A 16,673-nucleotide genomic window follows, 5' to 3' on the forward strand; every position below is an offset into this window, starting at 1 on the left:
CCATGCTCACCCTCTGCCTGGACATCGGCGGCACCAAAATCGCTGTCGCACTGGCAGATTCGGCTGGAAAGCTGGTGCACACCGCCGTCCGCCCCACGCCGATCACGCCCGCCGCCGGCGACGTCTGGGCCGTCGTCGAAGCGATGATCACCGACGCGCTGCAGGCCGCGGACACTCCGGTCGGCGCCGTCGGGATCGCGTCGGCCGGGCCCATCGATGTGCGCAGCGGGGCGGTCAGCCCGATCAACATCGACAGCTGGGACCGTTTCCCGTTGCGCGACAAGGTCGCCGCGGCGGTGCCCGGACTGCCGGTGGTACTGGCCGGAGACGGCGTCTGTATGGCCTTGGCGGAGCACTGGATTGGAGCGGGGAAAGGCGCGGACGCCCGATTCCTGTTGGGCATGGTGGTCTCGACGGGGGTGGGCGGCGGTCTGGTGCTCGACGGTGTCCCCTATTCGGGGCGCACCGGCAACGCCGGCCACGTCGGGCATGTGGTGGTCGAACTGGACGGGCGGCCCTGCACCTGCGGCGGTCACGGTTGCGTGGAGACCGTGGCGTCCGGGCCGTGGCTGGTGCGCCGGGCGCGAGAGAACGGCTGGTCCGCGCCGGCCGGCGCCGGCGCCGGTGACCTGGCCGTTGCGGCGGCGGCCGGAGATCCGTTGGCCCAGCAGGCATTCCACCGGGGGGCCAACGCGCTGGCCGCGATGATCGCCTCGGTCGGCGCGGTGTGCGATCTGGATCTCGTGGTGATCGGGGGAGGGGTCGCCAAATCCGGGCCGCTGCTTTTCGACCCGCTGCGGGCGAAACTCGACGAATACGCCGGCCTGGACTTTTTGTCCGGATTGCGGGTGATGCCGGGCGAGCTGGGCGCTGATGCCGGGCTGATCGGCGCGGCCCGGCTCGCGGGACTCAGCTGACCCGGCGCGGGTTTCGTGCCAGGGTCGTAGCCATGAACAACAGCATCGACGCGCTCGCGGTCGTGGTCACCGGACTCTTGGTCGGCGTGGAGCTGGGCGTCGCGGTCTTCTTCCACCCGCTCATCGCCCGGTTGCCCGACGACGGCTTCCGCGCGGCCCGCGGCGGCGCCGCCCGAGCGCTGGGCACGACGATGCCGTTCTGGTACGCGATCGTCCTGCTGCTGGTGGGCTCGCTCGCCATCCAGGAACGCGGCGAGCAGCGCGACTGGCTGTGCGGCGTCGCCGCCGGCCTGATGGCCGCGGTGATCCTCCTGACGCTGACCATGCTGGTGCCGATCAACAACCGCATCGCGAAATGGCCGAGCACCGGCGAGTTGTCCCGCGAGCTCGCCGCCCGCTGGGATCGGCGGCACCGCGTCCGGGTGATCCTGCTGCTGGCCGTGTTCGTCCTGCTGGCCCTCGCCGTCACCTGAGGCCGCCGTTTTGGCTGATCGCGCTGGCAACGCTATTGTGTTAGCCGATCCACCGAAGACCGTCGGTCACCGAGCAATCGGTTGAAGGTCCGGGAGCATCCCGGCGGCCCACGCAGGAGGACGAGGCATCAGCGCCGGCTCGCGCCGGCGCCTATCCACGCCCCGGCCGCTTCTGCGCCGGGGCGTTCGTCGTTCTTCGGGGGAATCGAGACGACACGTCGCATTGACTTTCAGGAGGTAGGCATGGCCAGGGCTGACAAGGCCACCGCCGTTGCAGACATTGCCGAGCAGTTCAAGGAAGCGACCGCGACTCTGATCACGGAGTACCGCGGTCTGACCGTCGCCAACCTGGCCGAGCTGCGGCGCTCACTGGGCGGGGCGGCCACCTACTCGGTGGCCAAGAACACGCTGGTCAAGCGTGCTGCCTCGGAGGCCGGGGTCGAGGGGCTCGACGAGCTCTTCGCCGGCCCGACGGCCATCGCATTCGTCAAAGGGGAACCGGTCGACGCCGCCAAGGCCATCAAGACCTTCGCCAAGGAGCACAAGGCGCTGGTCATCAAGGGCGGCTACATGGACGGCCGGGCTCTCACGGTCGCCGAAGTCGAGCGCATCGCCGACCTCGAGTCTCGCGAGGTGCTGCTGGCCAAGCTGGCGGGCGCGATGAAGGGCAACCTGGCCAAGGCGGCCGGGCTGTTCAACGCTCCGGCGTCGCAGGTCGCCCGCCTTGCGGCCGCCCTGCAAGAGAAGAAGGCCGCAGAGGGGCCGGCAGCTCCCGCGGAGCCCGCGGCCGCCGCGGAGGCCACCACCCCGGAACCCGCACCGGACGCAGCCGCCGAGGCGCCGGAAACCCCGGCCGAAGCCGAATAACAACCACCCCGGAACCTGGGAAAAACAAGGAAGGACCCGTACCCATGGCAAAGATGTCTACCGACGACCTGCTCGACGCTTTCAAGGAAATGACCCTGCTGGAGCTCTCCGACTTCGTGAAGAAGTTCGAGGAGACCTTCGAGGTCACCGCGGCCGCCCCGGTCGCCGTTGCCGCCGCCGGTGGTGGCGCCGCCGGTGGCGCGCCCGCCGAGGCCGCCGAGGAGCAGTCGGAGTTCGACGTGATCCTCGAGGCCGCCGGCGACAAGAAGATCGGCGTCATCAAGGTGGTCCGCGAGATCGTCTCCGGCCTGGGCCTCAAGGAGGCCAAGGACCTGGTCGACGGCGCGCCCAAGCCGCTGCTGGAGAAGGTGGCCAAGGAGGCCGCCGACGAGGCCAAGACCAAGCTCGAGGCCGCCGGCGCCACCGTCACCGTCAAGTAGGTCTACTGCGCGCAAACCCCCGGGATCGCCATTCCGGGGGTTTCGTGCGTTCAGCGCCTGGCCGACTGTAGCGACTGCGCCACCCGCTCGGGTGAATCCCCAAGGGCGGCAAGCAGATTCGTAGTCATCGCGGTAAGCACCGGTACCACCGCCGAGTCGTCGTCGCCGTAGTAGCCGGCCAGCTCCAGCATGACGAACCCGTGGATCAACGCCCAGAACTGGGCCGCGGTGGCCACGACGGACGCATCGTCGTCGGCGGCACCCACCGTGATCCGCCCGGCCAGCATGCATCGGTGCACCCCGCGCACCACGTGGGCGAAGCTGGGGTAGCGCCGCTCGATCTCGGCGACCGTCAGCGTCAGGACGTTGTGGGCGGGCGCATTGATGCCGTGTGCGCTGGTGCTGCCGAACATCAGCCGATACATGTGCGGGCGCCTGATGGCGTAGCGGCGGTAGGCCGCACCCACGACGAAGAGATCGGTAACCGGGTCGGCGGTCTGCGGCACCGTCAGCGCCGCGTCGAACTGCCGCAGCCCCTCCTCGGCCACCTCGGCGATCAGCCCGCGCATGCCGCCGAAGTGGGTGTACACCGCCATCGTGGAGGTGCCCGCGGCGCCGGCGACCTTGCGCGTCTGCAGGGCGTCCGGCCCGTGTTCGTCGAGCAGGCCGACCGCGGCGTGCAGCATCTCCGCCCGAACGCTGCGCTGAACGTCTGAAGTCATCCTTGCCATCTTCTCATCGGCGGCGTAGCGTGCCAATAACGCCGAAATAACAATGTTATAGGAGTTCAGCATGGCGACCACGACGACCGCCAAGCCCGGCAACCCGTACCTCGAGGACTTCCTGGCGCCGGTGAGCGCGGAAGTCACCGCGCACGATCTGCGGGTCACCGGCCGCATCCCCGAACACCTCGACGGTCGCTACCTGCGCAACGGGCCGAACCCCGTCGCGGAGGTGAACCCGGCCGTCTACCACTGGTTCAGCGGCGACGGCATGGTGCACGGCGTGGGATTGCGCGACGGGCAGGCCCGTTGGTACCGCAACCGCTGGGTGCGCACCGCGCACGTGTGCGCGGCATTGAACGAGCCGGCACCCCCGGGGCTGGACCCGCGCGCCGGGATGCTGTCCGTGGGCCCGAACACCAACGTGCTGAGCCATGCCGGCCAAACGCTCGCGCTCGTCGAGGGCGGCGGGGCGAATTACCGGCTGACCGAGGAACTGGACACCGAGGGGGCGTGCGATTTCGACGGCACCCTGTTCGGGGGCTATACCGCCCATCCGCACCGCGACCCCCGTACCGGCGAATTGCACGCGGTGTCCTACGCGTTCACCCGCGGGCGGACCGTGCAGTACTCCGTGATCGATACCGCCGGCCGGGCCCGTCGCACCGTCGACATCGAGGTGTCAGGGTCGCCGATGATGCACGACTTCTCGCTGACCGACAAATACGTGGTGATCTACGACCTGCCGGTGACGTTCGATCCCGTGCAGGTGATGCCGGCGAACGTGCCGCGGTGGTTGAGTTTGCCGGCCCGGCTCGTGATGCAGTCGCTGATCGGACGCGTCCGGGTCCCCGGTCCGGTGACCACGATGATCAACCGCAATCGCGAACCGATCAGTCGGATGCCGTACCGCTGGAATCCTGACTACCCGGCGCGCATCGGGGTCATGCCGCGCGAGGGCCGTGGGAGCAACGCGGGCAAGGATGCCATCCGCTGGTTCGACATCGAACCCTGTTATGTCTATCACCCACTCAACGCCTACTCCGAGATACGCGGTGGCGCAGAGGTTTTGGTGCTCGATGTGGTCCGCTACTCGCGGATGTTCGACCGCGACCTGCGCGGCCCCGGCGACAGCCGGCCGACGCTGGACCGCTGGACGATCAACCTTGCGACCGGCGCGGTCAGCAGCGAACGTCGCGACGATCGTCCACAGGAGTTCCCGCGCATCAACGAAGGCCTGCTGGGCGGGCGGCACCGATTCGGCTACACCATCGGCACCGACGGCGGCTACCTGGCGAACGCGGCATCCGAGATGTCCACCGCGCTCTACAAACACGACTACGCCACGGGATCCAGCGCGGTTGCGGCCCTCGATGCCGGCCTTTTACTCGGCGAGATGTCCTTTGTGCCCAACCCCGGGGCCCGCGCCGAGGATGACGGCATCCTGATGGGCTTCGGCTATCACCGCGACCGCGACGAAGGCCAGCTGGTCTTGCTGGACGCGCAGACGCTCGAGCACGTGGCCACCGTCCACCTGCCGCAGCGGGTGCCGATGGGCTTTCACGGCAACTGGGCGCCCGCTGGCTAACACGTGCGTCAAATAAGCGGTGCCGCGCGGGCTTCCGGGTGGTCTCAGGACGGCCAATTTTTCCGGCTGTCGTGCGCATCCCTGATGCCGTGTGGCAGGCGTGCGCTACAGTGACTCATGCCACATAAAAGGGCAGGTGGCAGGCACGACTGTCGACGGAAGGATTCCCCATGGGCGTCGCTATCGAGGTGAATGGACTGACGAAGTCCTTCGGCTCCTCGAGGATTTGGGAAGACGTGACGCTGGAAATCCCCGCCGGGGAGGTCAGCGTCCTACTGGGACCATCGGGTACCGGCAAATCGGTTTTCCTGAAGTCCCTGATCGGTTTGTTGCGGCCCGAGCGCGGCTCGGTCGTCATCGACGGCACCGACATCCTGCAGTGTTCGGCCAAGGAGCTCTACGAGATCCGCACGCTGTTCGGCGTCATGTTCCAGGACGGCGCGCTGTTCGGTTCGATGAACCTGTTCGACAACGCGGCGTTCCCCCTGCGCGAGCACACCAAGAAGAAGGAAGGCGAGATCCGTGACATCGTCATGGAGAAGCTGACCCTGGTCGGTCTCGGTGGCGACGAGAAGAAGTTCCCCGGGGAGATCTCCGGCGGTATGCGCAAGCGCGCCAGCCTGGCCCGCGCCCTGGTGATGGACCCGCAGATCATCCTGTGCGACGAGCCCGACTCCGGTCTGGACCCGGTCCGTACCGCCTACCTGAGCCAGCTGATCCTCGACATCAACGCCCAGATCGACGCCACGGTGCTGATCGTTACCCACAACATCAACATCGCCCGCACGGTGCCGGACAACATGGGCATGCTGTTCCGCCGCAAGCTGGTCATGTTCGGCCCGCGCGAGGTGCTGCTGACCAGCGACGAGCCCGTCGTGCGGCAGTTCCTCAACGGCCGCCGGATCGGCCCGATCGGCATGTCCGAGGAGAAGGACGAGGCGACCATGGCCGAAGAGCAGGCCCTGCTCGACGCGGGTCACCACGCCGGCGGTGTCGAGGAGATCGAGGGGGTGCCCCCGCAGATCACCGCAACGCCCGGCATGCCCGAGCGCAAGGCCGTCGCCCGCCGCCAGGCCCGGGTGCGCGAGATTCTGCACACCCTGCCGAAGAACGCGCAGGCCGCCATCCTCGACGACCTCGAAGGGACCCACAAGTTCCGGTCGCACGAGTTCGGCGACTAGGGCCAGGGTGGCACCGGGTTTCGCGATAACTCCGCGTAACACTCCCGGCCCGCCCTCTTGACGACGGGCCGTAAACGGGCCAGTCTGTTGGGCAGCATGTATCCAGTGGAGAGTCGAGATGCCAGCCAGCGCCGATGTCCCTGGACTGCTAATGCTGGGCAGTTGAGGAATGCGCCGTCCTGCGCTATTGTTGGACGTTGCGCTGGCTACCTCCTGCCCACCTCACCCGCCACCTGACACCGTGGTCTAAGCCTGAGCCCCGTAAGCGGCTTAGTTCTAGTTGCGCGTGAGATCCGGACAGATCGTCCGCCGGCCGAACCGACACAATTCGCGGCGAGCTGGCCGGTGGTCCCGGTCTTCGTGAGTCGCACGAGGTGCTGGAAGGATGCATCTTGGCAGATTTCCGCCAGAGCAAGACGGATCGCCCACAAAGTTCCTCTAACGGAAGTTCCTCAAACGGCTCCGTGCCCGGAGCGCCCAACCGAGTTTCCTTCGCCAAGCTCCGTGAACCGCTCGAGGTTCCGGGCCTGCTTGACGTGCAGATCGACTCCTTCGAGTGGTTGATCGGCGCGCCGCGGTGGCGCGAGGCCGCCGCCGCACGCGGGGACGTCACTCCGGTGGGTGGCCTGGAAGAGGTGCTCTACGAGCTCTCGCCGATCGAGGACTTCTCCGGCTCGATGTCGCTGTCGTTCTCCGACCCGCGTTTCGACGAGGTCAAGGCGCCGGTCGACGAGTGCAAAGACAAGGACATGACGTACGCGGCCCCGCTGTTCGTCACGGCCGAGTTCATCAACAACAACACCGGCGAGATCAAGAGCCAGACGGTGTTCATGGGTGACTTCCCGATGATGACCGAGAAGGGCACCTTCATCATCAACGGCACCGAGCGCGTGGTGGTCAGCCAGCTGGTCCGCTCGCCCGGTGTGTATTTCGACGAGTCCATCGACAAGTCGACCGAGAAGCTGTTGCACAGCGTCAAGGTGATCCCGAGCCGCGGCGCCTGGCTGGAGTTCGACGTCGACAAGCGCGACACCGTCGGCGTCCGCATCGACCGCAAGCGTCGCCAGCCCGTCACCGTCTTGCTCAAGGCGCTGGGCTGGACGAACGAGCAGATCACGGAGCGGTTCGGTTTCTCCGAGATCATGATGTCGACGCTGGAGAAGGACAACACCGCCGGCACCGACGAGGCGCTGCTGGACATCTACCGCAAGCTGCGTCCGGGCGAGCCGCCGACCAAGGAGTCCGCGCAGACCCTGCTGGAGAATCTGTTCTTCAAGGAGAAGCGCTACGACCTGGCGCGCGTCGGCCGCTACAAGGTCAACAAGAAGCTCGGCCTGCACACGGGCGAGCCGATCACGTCGTCGACGCTCACCGAGGAAGACGTCGTCGCCACCATCGAATACCTGGTCCGGCTGCACCACGCCCGTACGGATGGCCAGCCCGCTGTCATGACTGTCCCCGGCGGCACCGAGGTGCCGGTGGAGACCGACGACATCGACCACTTCGGCAACCGCCGGCTGCGCACCGTGGGTGAGCTGATCCAGAACCAGATCCGGGTCGGCATGTCGCGCATGGAGCGCGTGGTCCGGGAGCGGATGACCACGCAGGACGTCGAGGCCATCACGCCGCAGACCCTGATCAACATCCGGCCGGTCGTCGCCGCGATCAAGGAGTTCTTCGGCACCAGCCAGCTGTCGCAGTTCATGGACCAGAACAACCCGCTGTCCGGGCTGACCCACAAGCGTCGTCTCTCGGCGCTGGGCCCCGGTGGTCTGTCCCGTGAGCGTGCCGGCCTGGAGGTACGTGACGTCCACCCGTCGCACTACGGCCGCATGTGCCCGATCGAGACCCCGGAAGGGCCGAACATCGGCCTGATCGGCTCGCTGTCGGTGTACGCGCGGGTCAACCCGTTCGGGTTCATCGAGACGCCCTACCGCAAGGTGGTCGACGGTGTGGTCTCCGACGAGATCCACTACCTGACCGCGGACGAGGAGGACCGCCACGTGGTGGCGCAGGCCAACTCGCCGATCGACGCCAAGGGCCGGTTCGAAGAGGCACGCGTCCTGGTCCGCCGGAAGGCGGGCGAGGTCGAGTACGTGCCCTCGTCCGAGGTGGACTACATGGACGTCTCGCCGCGCCAGATGGTGTCGGTGGCCACGGCCATGATCCCGTTCCTCGAGCACGACGACGCCAACCGTGCCCTGATGGGTGCCAACATGCAGCGCCAGGCCGTTCCGCTGGTGCGCAGCGAGGCGCCGCTGGTGGGTACCGGCATGGAGCTGCGCGCGGCGATCGACGCCGGCGACGTGGTGGTGGCCGACAAGGCCGGCGTCATCGAGGAGGTCTCCGCCGACTACATCACCGTGATGGCCGACGACGGCACCCGGCACACCTACCGGATGCGCAAGTTCGAGCGGTCCAACCACGGCACCTGCGCCAACCAGTCGCCGATCGTCGACGCGGGGGAGCGGGTCGAGGCCGGCCAGGTCATCGCCGACGGTCCTTGCACTGAGAACGGTGAGATGGCGCTGGGCAAGAACCTGCTCGTGGCGATCATGCCGTGGGAGGGCCACAACTACGAGGACGCGATCATCCTCTCCAACCGGCTGGTTGAGGAGGACGTGCTCACCTCGATCCACATCGAGGAGCACGAGATCGACGCCCGCGACACCAAGCTGGGCGCCGAGGAGATCACCCGGGACATCCCGAACGTCTCCGACGAGGTGCTGGCCGACCTGGACGAGCGGGGCATCGTGCGCATCGGTGCCGAGGTTCGCGACGGCGACATCCTGGTCGGCAAGGTCACCCCGAAGGGTGAAACCGAGCTGACCCCGGAGGAGCGGCTGCTGCGCGCGATCTTCGGTGAGAAGGCCCGCGAGGTTCGCGACACCTCCCTGAAGGTGCCGCACGGCGAGTCCGGCAAGGTCATCGGCATCCGGGTGTTCTCCCGCGAGGACGACGACGAGTTGCCGGCCGGCGTCAACGAGCTGGTGCGCGTCTACGTGGCTCAGAAGCGCAAGATCTCCGACGGCGACAAGCTCGCCGGACGCCACGGCAACAAGGGCGTCATCGGCAAGATCCTGCCGCAGGAGGACATGCCGTTCCTGCCGGACGGCACCCCGGTGGACATCATCCTGAACACCCACGGTGTGCCGCGACGGATGAACATCGGCCAGATACTGGAAACCCACCTCGGGTGGGTGGCCAAGTCCGGCTGGAACATCGACGGCTCGCCCGACTGGGCGGTCAACCTGCCCGAGCAGCTGCTGCACGCGCAGCCGAACCAGATCGTGTCGACGCCGGTGTTCGACGGCGCCAAGGAGGAGGAGCTGGCCGGCATGCTGTCCTGCACGCTGCCCAACCGCGACGGTGAGGTCATGGTCAACGGTGACGGCAAGGCGGTGCTGTTCGACGGCCGCAGCGGTGAGCCGTTCCCGTACCCGGTGACCGTCGGCTACATGTACATCATGAAGCTGCACCACCTGGTGGACGACAAGATCCACGCCCGCTCCACCGGCCCGTACTCGATGATCACCCAGCAGCCGCTGGGTGGTAAGGCGCAGTTCGGTGGCCAGCGCTTCGGTGAGATGGAGTGCTGGGCCATGCAGGCCTACGGCGCGGCGTACACGCTGCAGGAGCTGTTGACCATCAAGTCCGACGACACCGTCGGCCGGGTCAAGGTCTACGAGGCGATCGTCAAGGGCGAGAACATCCCGGAGCCGGGCATTCCCGAGTCCTTCAAGGTGTTGCTCAAGGAGCTGCAGTCGCTGTGCCTCAATGTCGAGGTGCTCTCCAGCGACGGTGCGGCGATCGAGCTGCGCGAAGGCGAGGACGAGGACCTGGAGCGGGCGGCGGCGAACCTGGGAATCAACTTGTCCCGCAACGAATCCGCGTCCGTCGAGGATCTCGCCTAACAACGTTTTTCAGTTACTAAACCCGCAAGGGGAAAGGGAGTTACGTGCTCGACGTCAACTTCTTCGATGAACTCCGTATCGGTCTGGCCACCGCGGAGGACATCAGGCAATGGTCTTACGGCGAGGTCAAGAAGCCGGAGACGATCAACTACCGCACGCTGAAGCCGGAGAAGGACGGCCTGTTCTGCGAGAAGATCTTCGGACCGACTCGCGACTGGGAGTGCTACTGCGGCAAGTACAAGCGGGTCCGGTTCAAGGGCATCATCTGTGAGCGCTGCGGCGTCGAGGTGACCCGTGCCAAGGTGCGTCGCGAGCGGATGGGCCACATCGAGCTGGCGGCGCCCGTCACCCACATCTGGTACTTCAAGGGCGTGCCGAGCCGGCTGGGCTACCTGCTCGACCTGGCGCCGAAGGATCTCGAGAAGATCATCTACTTCGCCGCCTACGTCATCACGTCGGTCGACGACGAGATGCGCCACAACGAGCTCTCGACGCTCGAGGCCGAAATGATGGTGGAGCGCAAGGCCATTGAGGACCAGCGCGACGCCGACCTGGAGGCCCGCGCCCAAAAGCTCGAGGCCGACCTGGCCGAGCTGGAGGCCGAGGGCGCCAAGGCCGACGCGCGCCGCAAGGTCCGCGATGGCGGCGAGCGCGAGATGCGTCAGCTGCGCGACCGGGCCCAGCGTGAGCTGGACCGGCTCGAGGAGATCTGGACGACCTTCACCAAGCTCGCCCCCAAGCAGCTGATCGTCGACGAGAACCTCTACCGCGAGCTGATCGACCGCTTCGGTGAGTACTTCACCGGCGCCATGGGCGCGGAGTCGATCCAGAAGCTGATCGAGAACTTCGACATCGACGCCGAGGCCGAGATCCTGCGGGACGTCATCCGGAATGGCAAGGGGCAGAAGAAGCTTCGCGCCCTCAAGCGTCTGAAGGTCGTCGCCGCGTTCCAGCAGTCGGGCAACTCCCCGATGGGCATGGTGCTCGACGCGGTTCCGGTGATCCCGCCGGAGCTGCGCCCGATGGTGCAGCTCGACGGTGGCCGGTTCGCCACGTCGGACCTGAACGACCTTTACCGCCGCGTGATCAACCGCAACAACCGCCTCAAGAGGCTGATCGACCTCGGCGCGCCCGAGATCATCGTCAACAACGAGAAGCGGATGCTGCAGGAGTCGGTGGACGCGTTGTTCGACAACGGCCGTCGCGGCCGCCCGGTCACCGGGCCGGGTAACCGCCCGCTGAAGTCGCTGTCGGATCTGCTCAAGGGTAAGCAGGGCCGGTTCCGCCAGAACCTGCTCGGTAAGCGCGTCGACTACTCGGGCCGTTCGGTCATCGTGGTCGGCCCGCAGCTCAAGTTGCACCAGTGCGGTCTGCCCAAGCTGATGGCGCTGGAGCTGTTCAAGCCGTTCGTGATGAAGCGGCTGGTCGACCTCAACCACGCGCAGAACATCAAGAGCGCCAAGCGCATGGTGGAGCGTCAGCGTCCCCAGGTGTGGGATGTCCTCGAAGAGGTCATCGCCGAGCACCCGGTGCTGCTGAACCGCGCACCTACTCTGCACCGGCTGGGTATCCAGGCCTTCGAGCCGATGCTGGTGGAGGGCAAGGCAATCCAGCTGCACCCACTGGTGTGTGAGGCGTTCAACGCCGACTTCGACGGTGACCAGATGGCGGTGCACCTGCCGCTGTCCGCCGAGGCGCAGGCCGAGGCCCGCATCCTGATGCTGTCTTCCAACAACATCCTGTCGCCCGCATCGGGCCGTCCGCTGGCCATGCCGCGTCTCGACATGGTGACCGGTCTGTACTTCCTGACCACCGAGGTCGAGGGCGACAAGGGCGAATTCAAGGCCGCCGCCAAGGACGAGCCCGAGGTCGGGGTGTACTCCTCGCCGGCCGAGGCGATCATGGCGTCCGACCGTGGCGTGCTGTCGGTGCGGGCCAAGATCAAGGTGCGGCTGACCCAGTTGCGTCCGCCCGCGGAGATCGAGGCCGAGCTGTTCGGCGCCAACGGCTGGCAGCCGGGCGACGCCTGGATGGCCGAGACCACTTTGGGCCGTGTGCTTTTCAACGAGCTGCTGCCGGTCGGCTACCCGTTCGTGAACAAGCAGATGCACAAGAAGGTGCAGGCGTCGATCATCAACGATCTGGCCGAGCGCTACCCGATGATCGTCGTCGCGCAGACCGTGGACAAGCTCAAGGACGCCGGTTTCTACTGGGCGACCCGCAGTGGTGTCACGGTCTCGATGGCCGACGTGCTCGTCCCGCCGCGCAAGAAAGAGATCCTCGACCAGTACGAGGACCGGGCCGAGAAGGTCGAAAAGCAGTTCCAGCGTGGCGCTTTGAACCACGACGAGCGCAACGAAGCGCTGGTGGAGATCTGGAAGGAAGCCACCGACGAGGTCGGTCAGGCGCTGCGTGAGCACTACCCGGCCGACAACCCGATCATCACGATCGTGGACTCGGGTGCCACGGGTAACTTCACCCAGACGCGAACGCTGGCCGGCATGAAGGGTCTGGTGACCAACCCGAAGGGTGAGTTCATTCCGCGTCCGGTCAAGTCGTCGTTCCGTGAGGGCCTGACCGTGCTGGAGTACTTCATCAACACGCACGGCGCCCGAAAGGGCCTGGCGGACACCGCGTTGCGTACCGCCGACTCGGGTTACCTGACCCGTCGTCTGGTGGACGTCAGCCAGGACGTCATCGTCCGCGAGCACGACTGCGAGACCGAGCGGGGCATCATCGTCGAGCTGGCCGAGCGTCAGCCGGACGGCACCCTGATCCGCGACCCGTACATCGAAACCTCGGCGTACGCACGGACTTTGGGCGCCGACGCGGTCGACGAGGCCGGCAATGTCGTCGTCGCGCGTGGCGAGGACCTCGGCGACCCGTCGATCGAGGCCCTGCTGGCCGCGGGCATCACGCAGATCAAGGTGCGCTCGGTGCTGACCTGCACCACCGGCACCGGCGTGTGCGCGACCTGTTACGGGCGGTCCATGGCCACCGGGAAGCTGGTCGACATCGGCGAGGCCGTCGGTATCGTCGCGGCGCAGTCCATCGGTGAGCCCGGTACCCAGCTGACCATGCGTACCTTCCACCAGGGTGGTGTCGGTGAGGACATCACCGGCGGTCTGCCCCGGGTGCAGGAGCTGTTCGAGGCCCGCATCCCGCGCGGCAAGGCGCCGATCGCCGACGTCACCGGTCGGGTGCGTCTCGAGGACGGTGAGCGGTTCTACAAGATCACCATCGTTCCCGACGACGGCAGCGAAGAGGTCGTGTACGACAAGCTCTCCAAGCGGCAGCGGCTGCGTGTGTTCAAGCACGAAGACGGGTCCGAGCGGGTGCTGTCCGACGGCGACCACGTCGAGGTGGGCCAGCAGCTGATGGAGGGTTCGGCCGACCCGCACGAGGTGTTGCGCGTGCAGGGCCCCCGCGAGGTGCAGATCCACCTGGTCCGCGAGGTCCAGGAGGTCTACCGCGCTCAGGGTGTGTCGATCCACGACAAGCACATCGAGGTGATCGTTCGCCAGATGCTGCGCCGCGTCACCATCATCGACTCGGGCTCGACGGAGTTCCTGCCCGGTTCGCTGATCGACCGTGCCGAGTTCGAGGCGGAGAACCGCCGGGTGGTGGCCGAGGGCGGCGAGCCCGCCGCCGGACGTCCGGTCCTGATGGGTATCACGAAGGCGTCGCTGGCCACCGACTCGTGGCTGAGTGCGGCGTCGTTCCAGGAGACCACGCGAGTGCTGACCGATGCGGCGATCAACTGCCGCAGCGACAAGCTCAACGGTCTGAAGGAGAACGTGATCATCGGAAAGCTGATCCCGGCCGGTACCGGCATCAACCGGTACCGCAACATCCAGGTGCAGCCGACCGAGGAGGCCCGGGCCGCCGCGTACACGATCCCGTCCTACGAGGATCAGTACTACAGCCCGGACTTCGGCCAGGCCACCGGCGCCGCGGTGCCGCTGGACGACTACGGCTACAGCGACTACCGCTAGTCGACAACGAAAAAGCCCCGGGTTCGCCCGGGGCTTTTTCGTTGTGTTCTCTCGCCGAACGTGCAACTAAGTTCACATTCGCGGTCGAGCTAGGTACGTCACAGCCCCTCACTACACTGGCCGACGTGCTCATCGGTTCACACGTCCGCAATGACGACCCGTTGGCCGCCGCGCAAACCGACGGCGCCGACGTCGTGCAGTTCTTCCTCGGCAACCCGCAGAGCTGGAAGAAACCCAAGCCGCGCGACGACGCCGAGGCGCTGAAGGCGTCGGCCATTCCGCTGTACGTCCATGCGCCGTACCTGATCAACGTGGCCTCGGCCAACAACCGCATCCGCATCCCATCGCGCAAGATCTTGCAGGACACCTGCGACGCGGCCGCGGCCATCGACGCGACGGCGGTGATCGTGCACGGCGGCCACGCCGACGACGACGACATGGAAGCCGGCTTCGAGCGCTGGGTCAAAGCGCTGGACTATCTGGAAACAGACGTGCAGGTGTATCTGGAGAACACCGCCGGCGGCGACCACGCAATGGCCCGCTATTTCGACACCATCGGCAAGCTGTGGGATCACATCGGCGACAAGGGAATTGGCTTCTGCCTGGATACGTGTCACGCCTGGGCCGCCGGCGAGGCACTGATCGATGCGGTCGACAGGATCAAGGCCCTGACCGGACGCATCGATCTGGTGCACTGCAACGACTCGAGGGACGCGGCGGGTTCCGGCGCCGACCGGCACGCCAACTTCGGCACCGGCCAGATCGACCCGGCGCTGCTCGTCGCCGTGGTCGAGGCCGCCGGCGCGCCGGTGATCTGCGAGACCGCGGACGAGGGCCGCAAGGACGACATCGCCTTCCTGCGGGAGAACGTCAAGGACTGACCCGTCCGCCTGTTACACCTCTTGTGCAACTGTCGGGAAAATGTAACATTGGTGGCATGCCGGATACCCACGTCGTCACCAACCAGGTCCCGCCCCTGGAGAACCACAATCCCGCCAGCTTCCCGGTGCTGATCGAGGCCCTGATCCGCGAGGGCGGGCAGTGGGGCCTGGACGAGGTGAACGAGGTGGGTGCGCTCTCGGGCAGCCACCAGACGCAGCGGTGGGGCGAGCTCGCCGATCGCAACCGGCCCGTCCTGCACACCCACGACCGCAACGGTCACCGCGTCGACGAGGTCGAATACGACCCGGCCTACCACGAGCTGATGCGCGCCGCGGTCGCCCACGGCCTGCACGCCGCGCCCTGGGCCGACGAGCGCCCGGGCGCACACGTCGTGCGCGCCGCCAAGACCTCGGTGTGGACGGCGGAACCGGGCCACATGTGCCCGATCTCGATGACATACGCCGTCGTTCCCGCGCTGCGCTGCAATGCCGAGCTGGCCAAGGTATACGAGCCGCTGTTGACCAGCCGCGAATACGACCCCGAGCTCCGGCTGGCCACCACCAAGCCGGGCATCACCGCGGGCATGTCGATGACCGAGAAACAGGGCGGCTCCGACGTGCGCGCCGGCACCACCCAGGCCATCCCCATTGGCCCCAACGCCTCCGGCACCTACAGCCTGACCGGTCACAAATGGTTCACCTCGGCGCCGATGTGCGACATCTTCCTGGTGCTGGCGCAGGCGCCGGGCGGGCTGTCGTGCTTCCTGCTGCCGCGGGTCCTGCCCGACGGCAGCCGCAACCGGATGTTCCTGCAGCGGCTCAAGGACAAGTTGGGCAACCACGCTAACGCGTCCAGCGAGGTGGAATACGACGGCGCCATCGCGTGGCTGGTGGGGGAGGAAGGGCGCGGGGTGCCCACCATCATCGAGATGGTCAACCTCACCCGGCTGGACTGCACGCTGGGCAGCGCGACAAGCATGCGCACCGGCCTGACCCGCGCGATCTACCACGCCCAGCACCGAAAGGCCTTCGGCGCCTACCTGATCGACCAACCGCTGATGCGTAACGTGCTGGCCGACCTGGCCGTCGAGGCGGAGGCGGCCACCATCGTCGCGATGCGGATGGCCGGCGCCACCGACAAGGCCGTGCGCGGCGACCAGCGCGAGGCGCTGCTGCGCCGCATCGGCCTGGCGGCAAGCAAGTACTGGGTGTGCAAGCGCGCCACACCGCACGCCGCCGAGGCGCTGGAATGCCTGGGCGGCAACGGCTATGTCGAGGACTCCGGCATGCCGCGGCTGTACCGCGAGGCGCCGCTGATGGGCATCTGGGAGGGCTCGGGCAACGTCAGTGCACTGGACACGTTGCGCGCCATGGCAACTCGCCCCGAATGCATCGAGGTGCTGTTCGACGAGCTCGCCGACGGCGCGGGCCAGGATCCACGCCTGGCCGGCCACGTCGCGCGGCTGCGCGAACAGCTGGGCGACCTGGAGACCATCGCCTACCGCGGCCGCAAGGTGGCAGAGGACATCTGCCTGGCGCTGCAGGGCTCGTTGCTGGTCCGCCACGGCCACCCCGCCGTGGCCGAGGCGTTCCTGACCACCCGGCTCGACCGGCGATGGGGCGGTGCGTTCGGCACCATGCCGGACGGGCTCGACCTCGCACCCATCCTGGAGCGGGCGCTGGTCAAGGGCTGAG

General features: G+C 67.2%; 11 protein-coding genes. 10 read left to right on the plus strand and 1 reads right to left on the minus strand.

Annotated elements, in window-relative coordinates:
* Positions 1–2: 2 nt before the first annotated feature.
* The 4 genes from AC5Y30_RS11155 (at position 3) to rplL (ending at position 2,697) form a co-directional block, all read left to right on the plus strand.
* Positions 3–917, plus strand: a complete 915-nt coding sequence (locus tag AC5Y30_RS11155; protein WP_499918179.1) for an ROK family protein — start codon at positions 3–5, stop codon at positions 915–917.
* Between the two features lie 32 nt (positions 918–949).
* Entirely contained in the window at positions 950–1,390 is a 441-nt protein-coding gene (locus tag AC5Y30_RS11160; RefSeq protein WP_499918180.1) for an anthrone oxygenase family protein, read from the plus strand.
* A 243-nt stretch (positions 1,391–1,633) separates the two neighbouring features.
* Positions 1,634–2,257, plus strand: a complete 624-nt coding sequence (rplJ, locus tag AC5Y30_RS11165; protein WP_499918181.1) for a 50S ribosomal protein L10 — start codon at positions 1,634–1,636, stop codon at positions 2,255–2,257.
* Between the two features lie 44 nt (positions 2,258–2,301).
* A complete protein-coding gene (rplL, locus tag AC5Y30_RS11170) occupies positions 2,302–2,697 on the plus strand; it encodes a 50S ribosomal protein L7/L12 (protein WP_007767831.1) in 396 nt (131 codons plus the stop codon).
* A gap of 50 nt (positions 2,698–2,747) precedes the next feature.
* On the opposite strand, the gene AC5Y30_RS11175 is transcribed toward rplL, so the two are convergent.
* The gene (locus AC5Y30_RS11175; protein ID WP_499918182.1) at positions 2,748–3,419 is read right to left on the minus strand and encodes a TetR/AcrR family transcriptional regulator; all 672 of its coding nucleotides are present in this window, start codon (positions 3,417–3,419) and stop codon (positions 2,748–2,750) included.
* A gap of 70 nt (positions 3,420–3,489) precedes the next feature.
* Between AC5Y30_RS11175 and AC5Y30_RS11180 the strand changes: the two genes are divergently transcribed.
* The 6 genes from AC5Y30_RS11180 (at position 3,490) to AC5Y30_RS11205 (ending at position 16,672) form a co-directional block, all read left to right on the plus strand.
* Complete coding sequence (locus tag AC5Y30_RS11180) at positions 3,490–5,007, plus strand: carotenoid oxygenase family protein (protein WP_499918183.1); 1,518 nt, start codon at positions 3,490–3,492, stop codon at positions 5,005–5,007.
* A 170-nt stretch (positions 5,008–5,177) separates the two neighbouring features.
* Positions 5,178–6,188, plus strand: coding sequence for an ABC transporter ATP-binding protein (locus AC5Y30_RS11185; RefSeq protein ID WP_065121948.1), 1,011 nt, complete (start codon positions 5,178–5,180; stop codon positions 6,186–6,188).
* A 392-nt stretch (positions 6,189–6,580) separates the two neighbouring features.
* Positions 6,581–10,102, plus strand: a complete 3,522-nt coding sequence (gene rpoB, locus AC5Y30_RS11190) for a DNA-directed RNA polymerase subunit beta (protein WP_499918184.1) — start codon at positions 6,581–6,583, stop codon at positions 10,100–10,102.
* 44 nt (positions 10,103–10,146) lie between these two features.
* Positions 10,147–14,097, plus strand: coding sequence for a DNA-directed RNA polymerase subunit beta' (locus AC5Y30_RS11195; RefSeq protein ID WP_499918185.1), 3,951 nt, complete (start codon positions 10,147–10,149; stop codon positions 14,095–14,097).
* A 125-nt stretch (positions 14,098–14,222) separates the two neighbouring features.
* The gene (locus AC5Y30_RS11200) at positions 14,223–14,978 is read left to right on the plus strand and encodes a deoxyribonuclease IV (RefSeq protein WP_499918186.1); all 756 of its coding nucleotides are present in this window, start codon (positions 14,223–14,225) and stop codon (positions 14,976–14,978) included.
* A gap of 56 nt (positions 14,979–15,034) precedes the next feature.
* A complete protein-coding gene (locus tag AC5Y30_RS11205) occupies positions 15,035–16,672 on the plus strand; it encodes an acyl-CoA dehydrogenase family protein (protein ID WP_499918187.1) in 1,638 nt (545 codons plus the stop codon).
* The last annotated feature ends 1 nt before the right edge of the window (position 16,673 follow it).

It is taken from the genome of Mycobacterium sp. NGS27 (assembly GCF_059813005.1).

Bases quoted from the DNA above. Each gene is read 5' to 3' on its own strand.
- AC5Y30_RS11155 (WP_499918179.1), top strand. From the start codon at position 3: ATGCTCACCCTCTGCCTGGACATCGGCGGCACCAAAATCGCTGTCGCA.
- AC5Y30_RS11160 (WP_499918180.1), top strand. From the start codon at position 950: ATGAACAACAGCATCGACGCGCTCGCGGTCGTGGTCACCGGACTCTTG.
- rplJ (WP_499918181.1), top strand. From the start codon at position 1,634: ATGGCCAGGGCTGACAAGGCCACCGCCGTTGCAGACATTGCCGAGCAG.
- rplL (WP_007767831.1), top strand. From the start codon at position 2,302: ATGGCAAAGATGTCTACCGACGACCTGCTCGACGCTTTCAAGGAAATG.
- AC5Y30_RS11175 (WP_499918182.1), bottom strand. From the start codon at position 3,419: ATGACTTCAGACGTTCAGCGCAGCGTTCGGGCGGAGATGCTGCACGCC.
- AC5Y30_RS11180 (WP_499918183.1), top strand. From the start codon at position 3,490: ATGGCGACCACGACGACCGCCAAGCCCGGCAACCCGTACCTCGAGGAC.
- AC5Y30_RS11185 (WP_065121948.1), top strand. From the start codon at position 5,178: ATGGGCGTCGCTATCGAGGTGAATGGACTGACGAAGTCCTTCGGCTCC.
- AC5Y30_RS11205 (WP_499918187.1), top strand. From the start codon at position 15,035: ATGCCGGATACCCACGTCGTCACCAACCAGGTCCCGCCCCTGGAGAAC.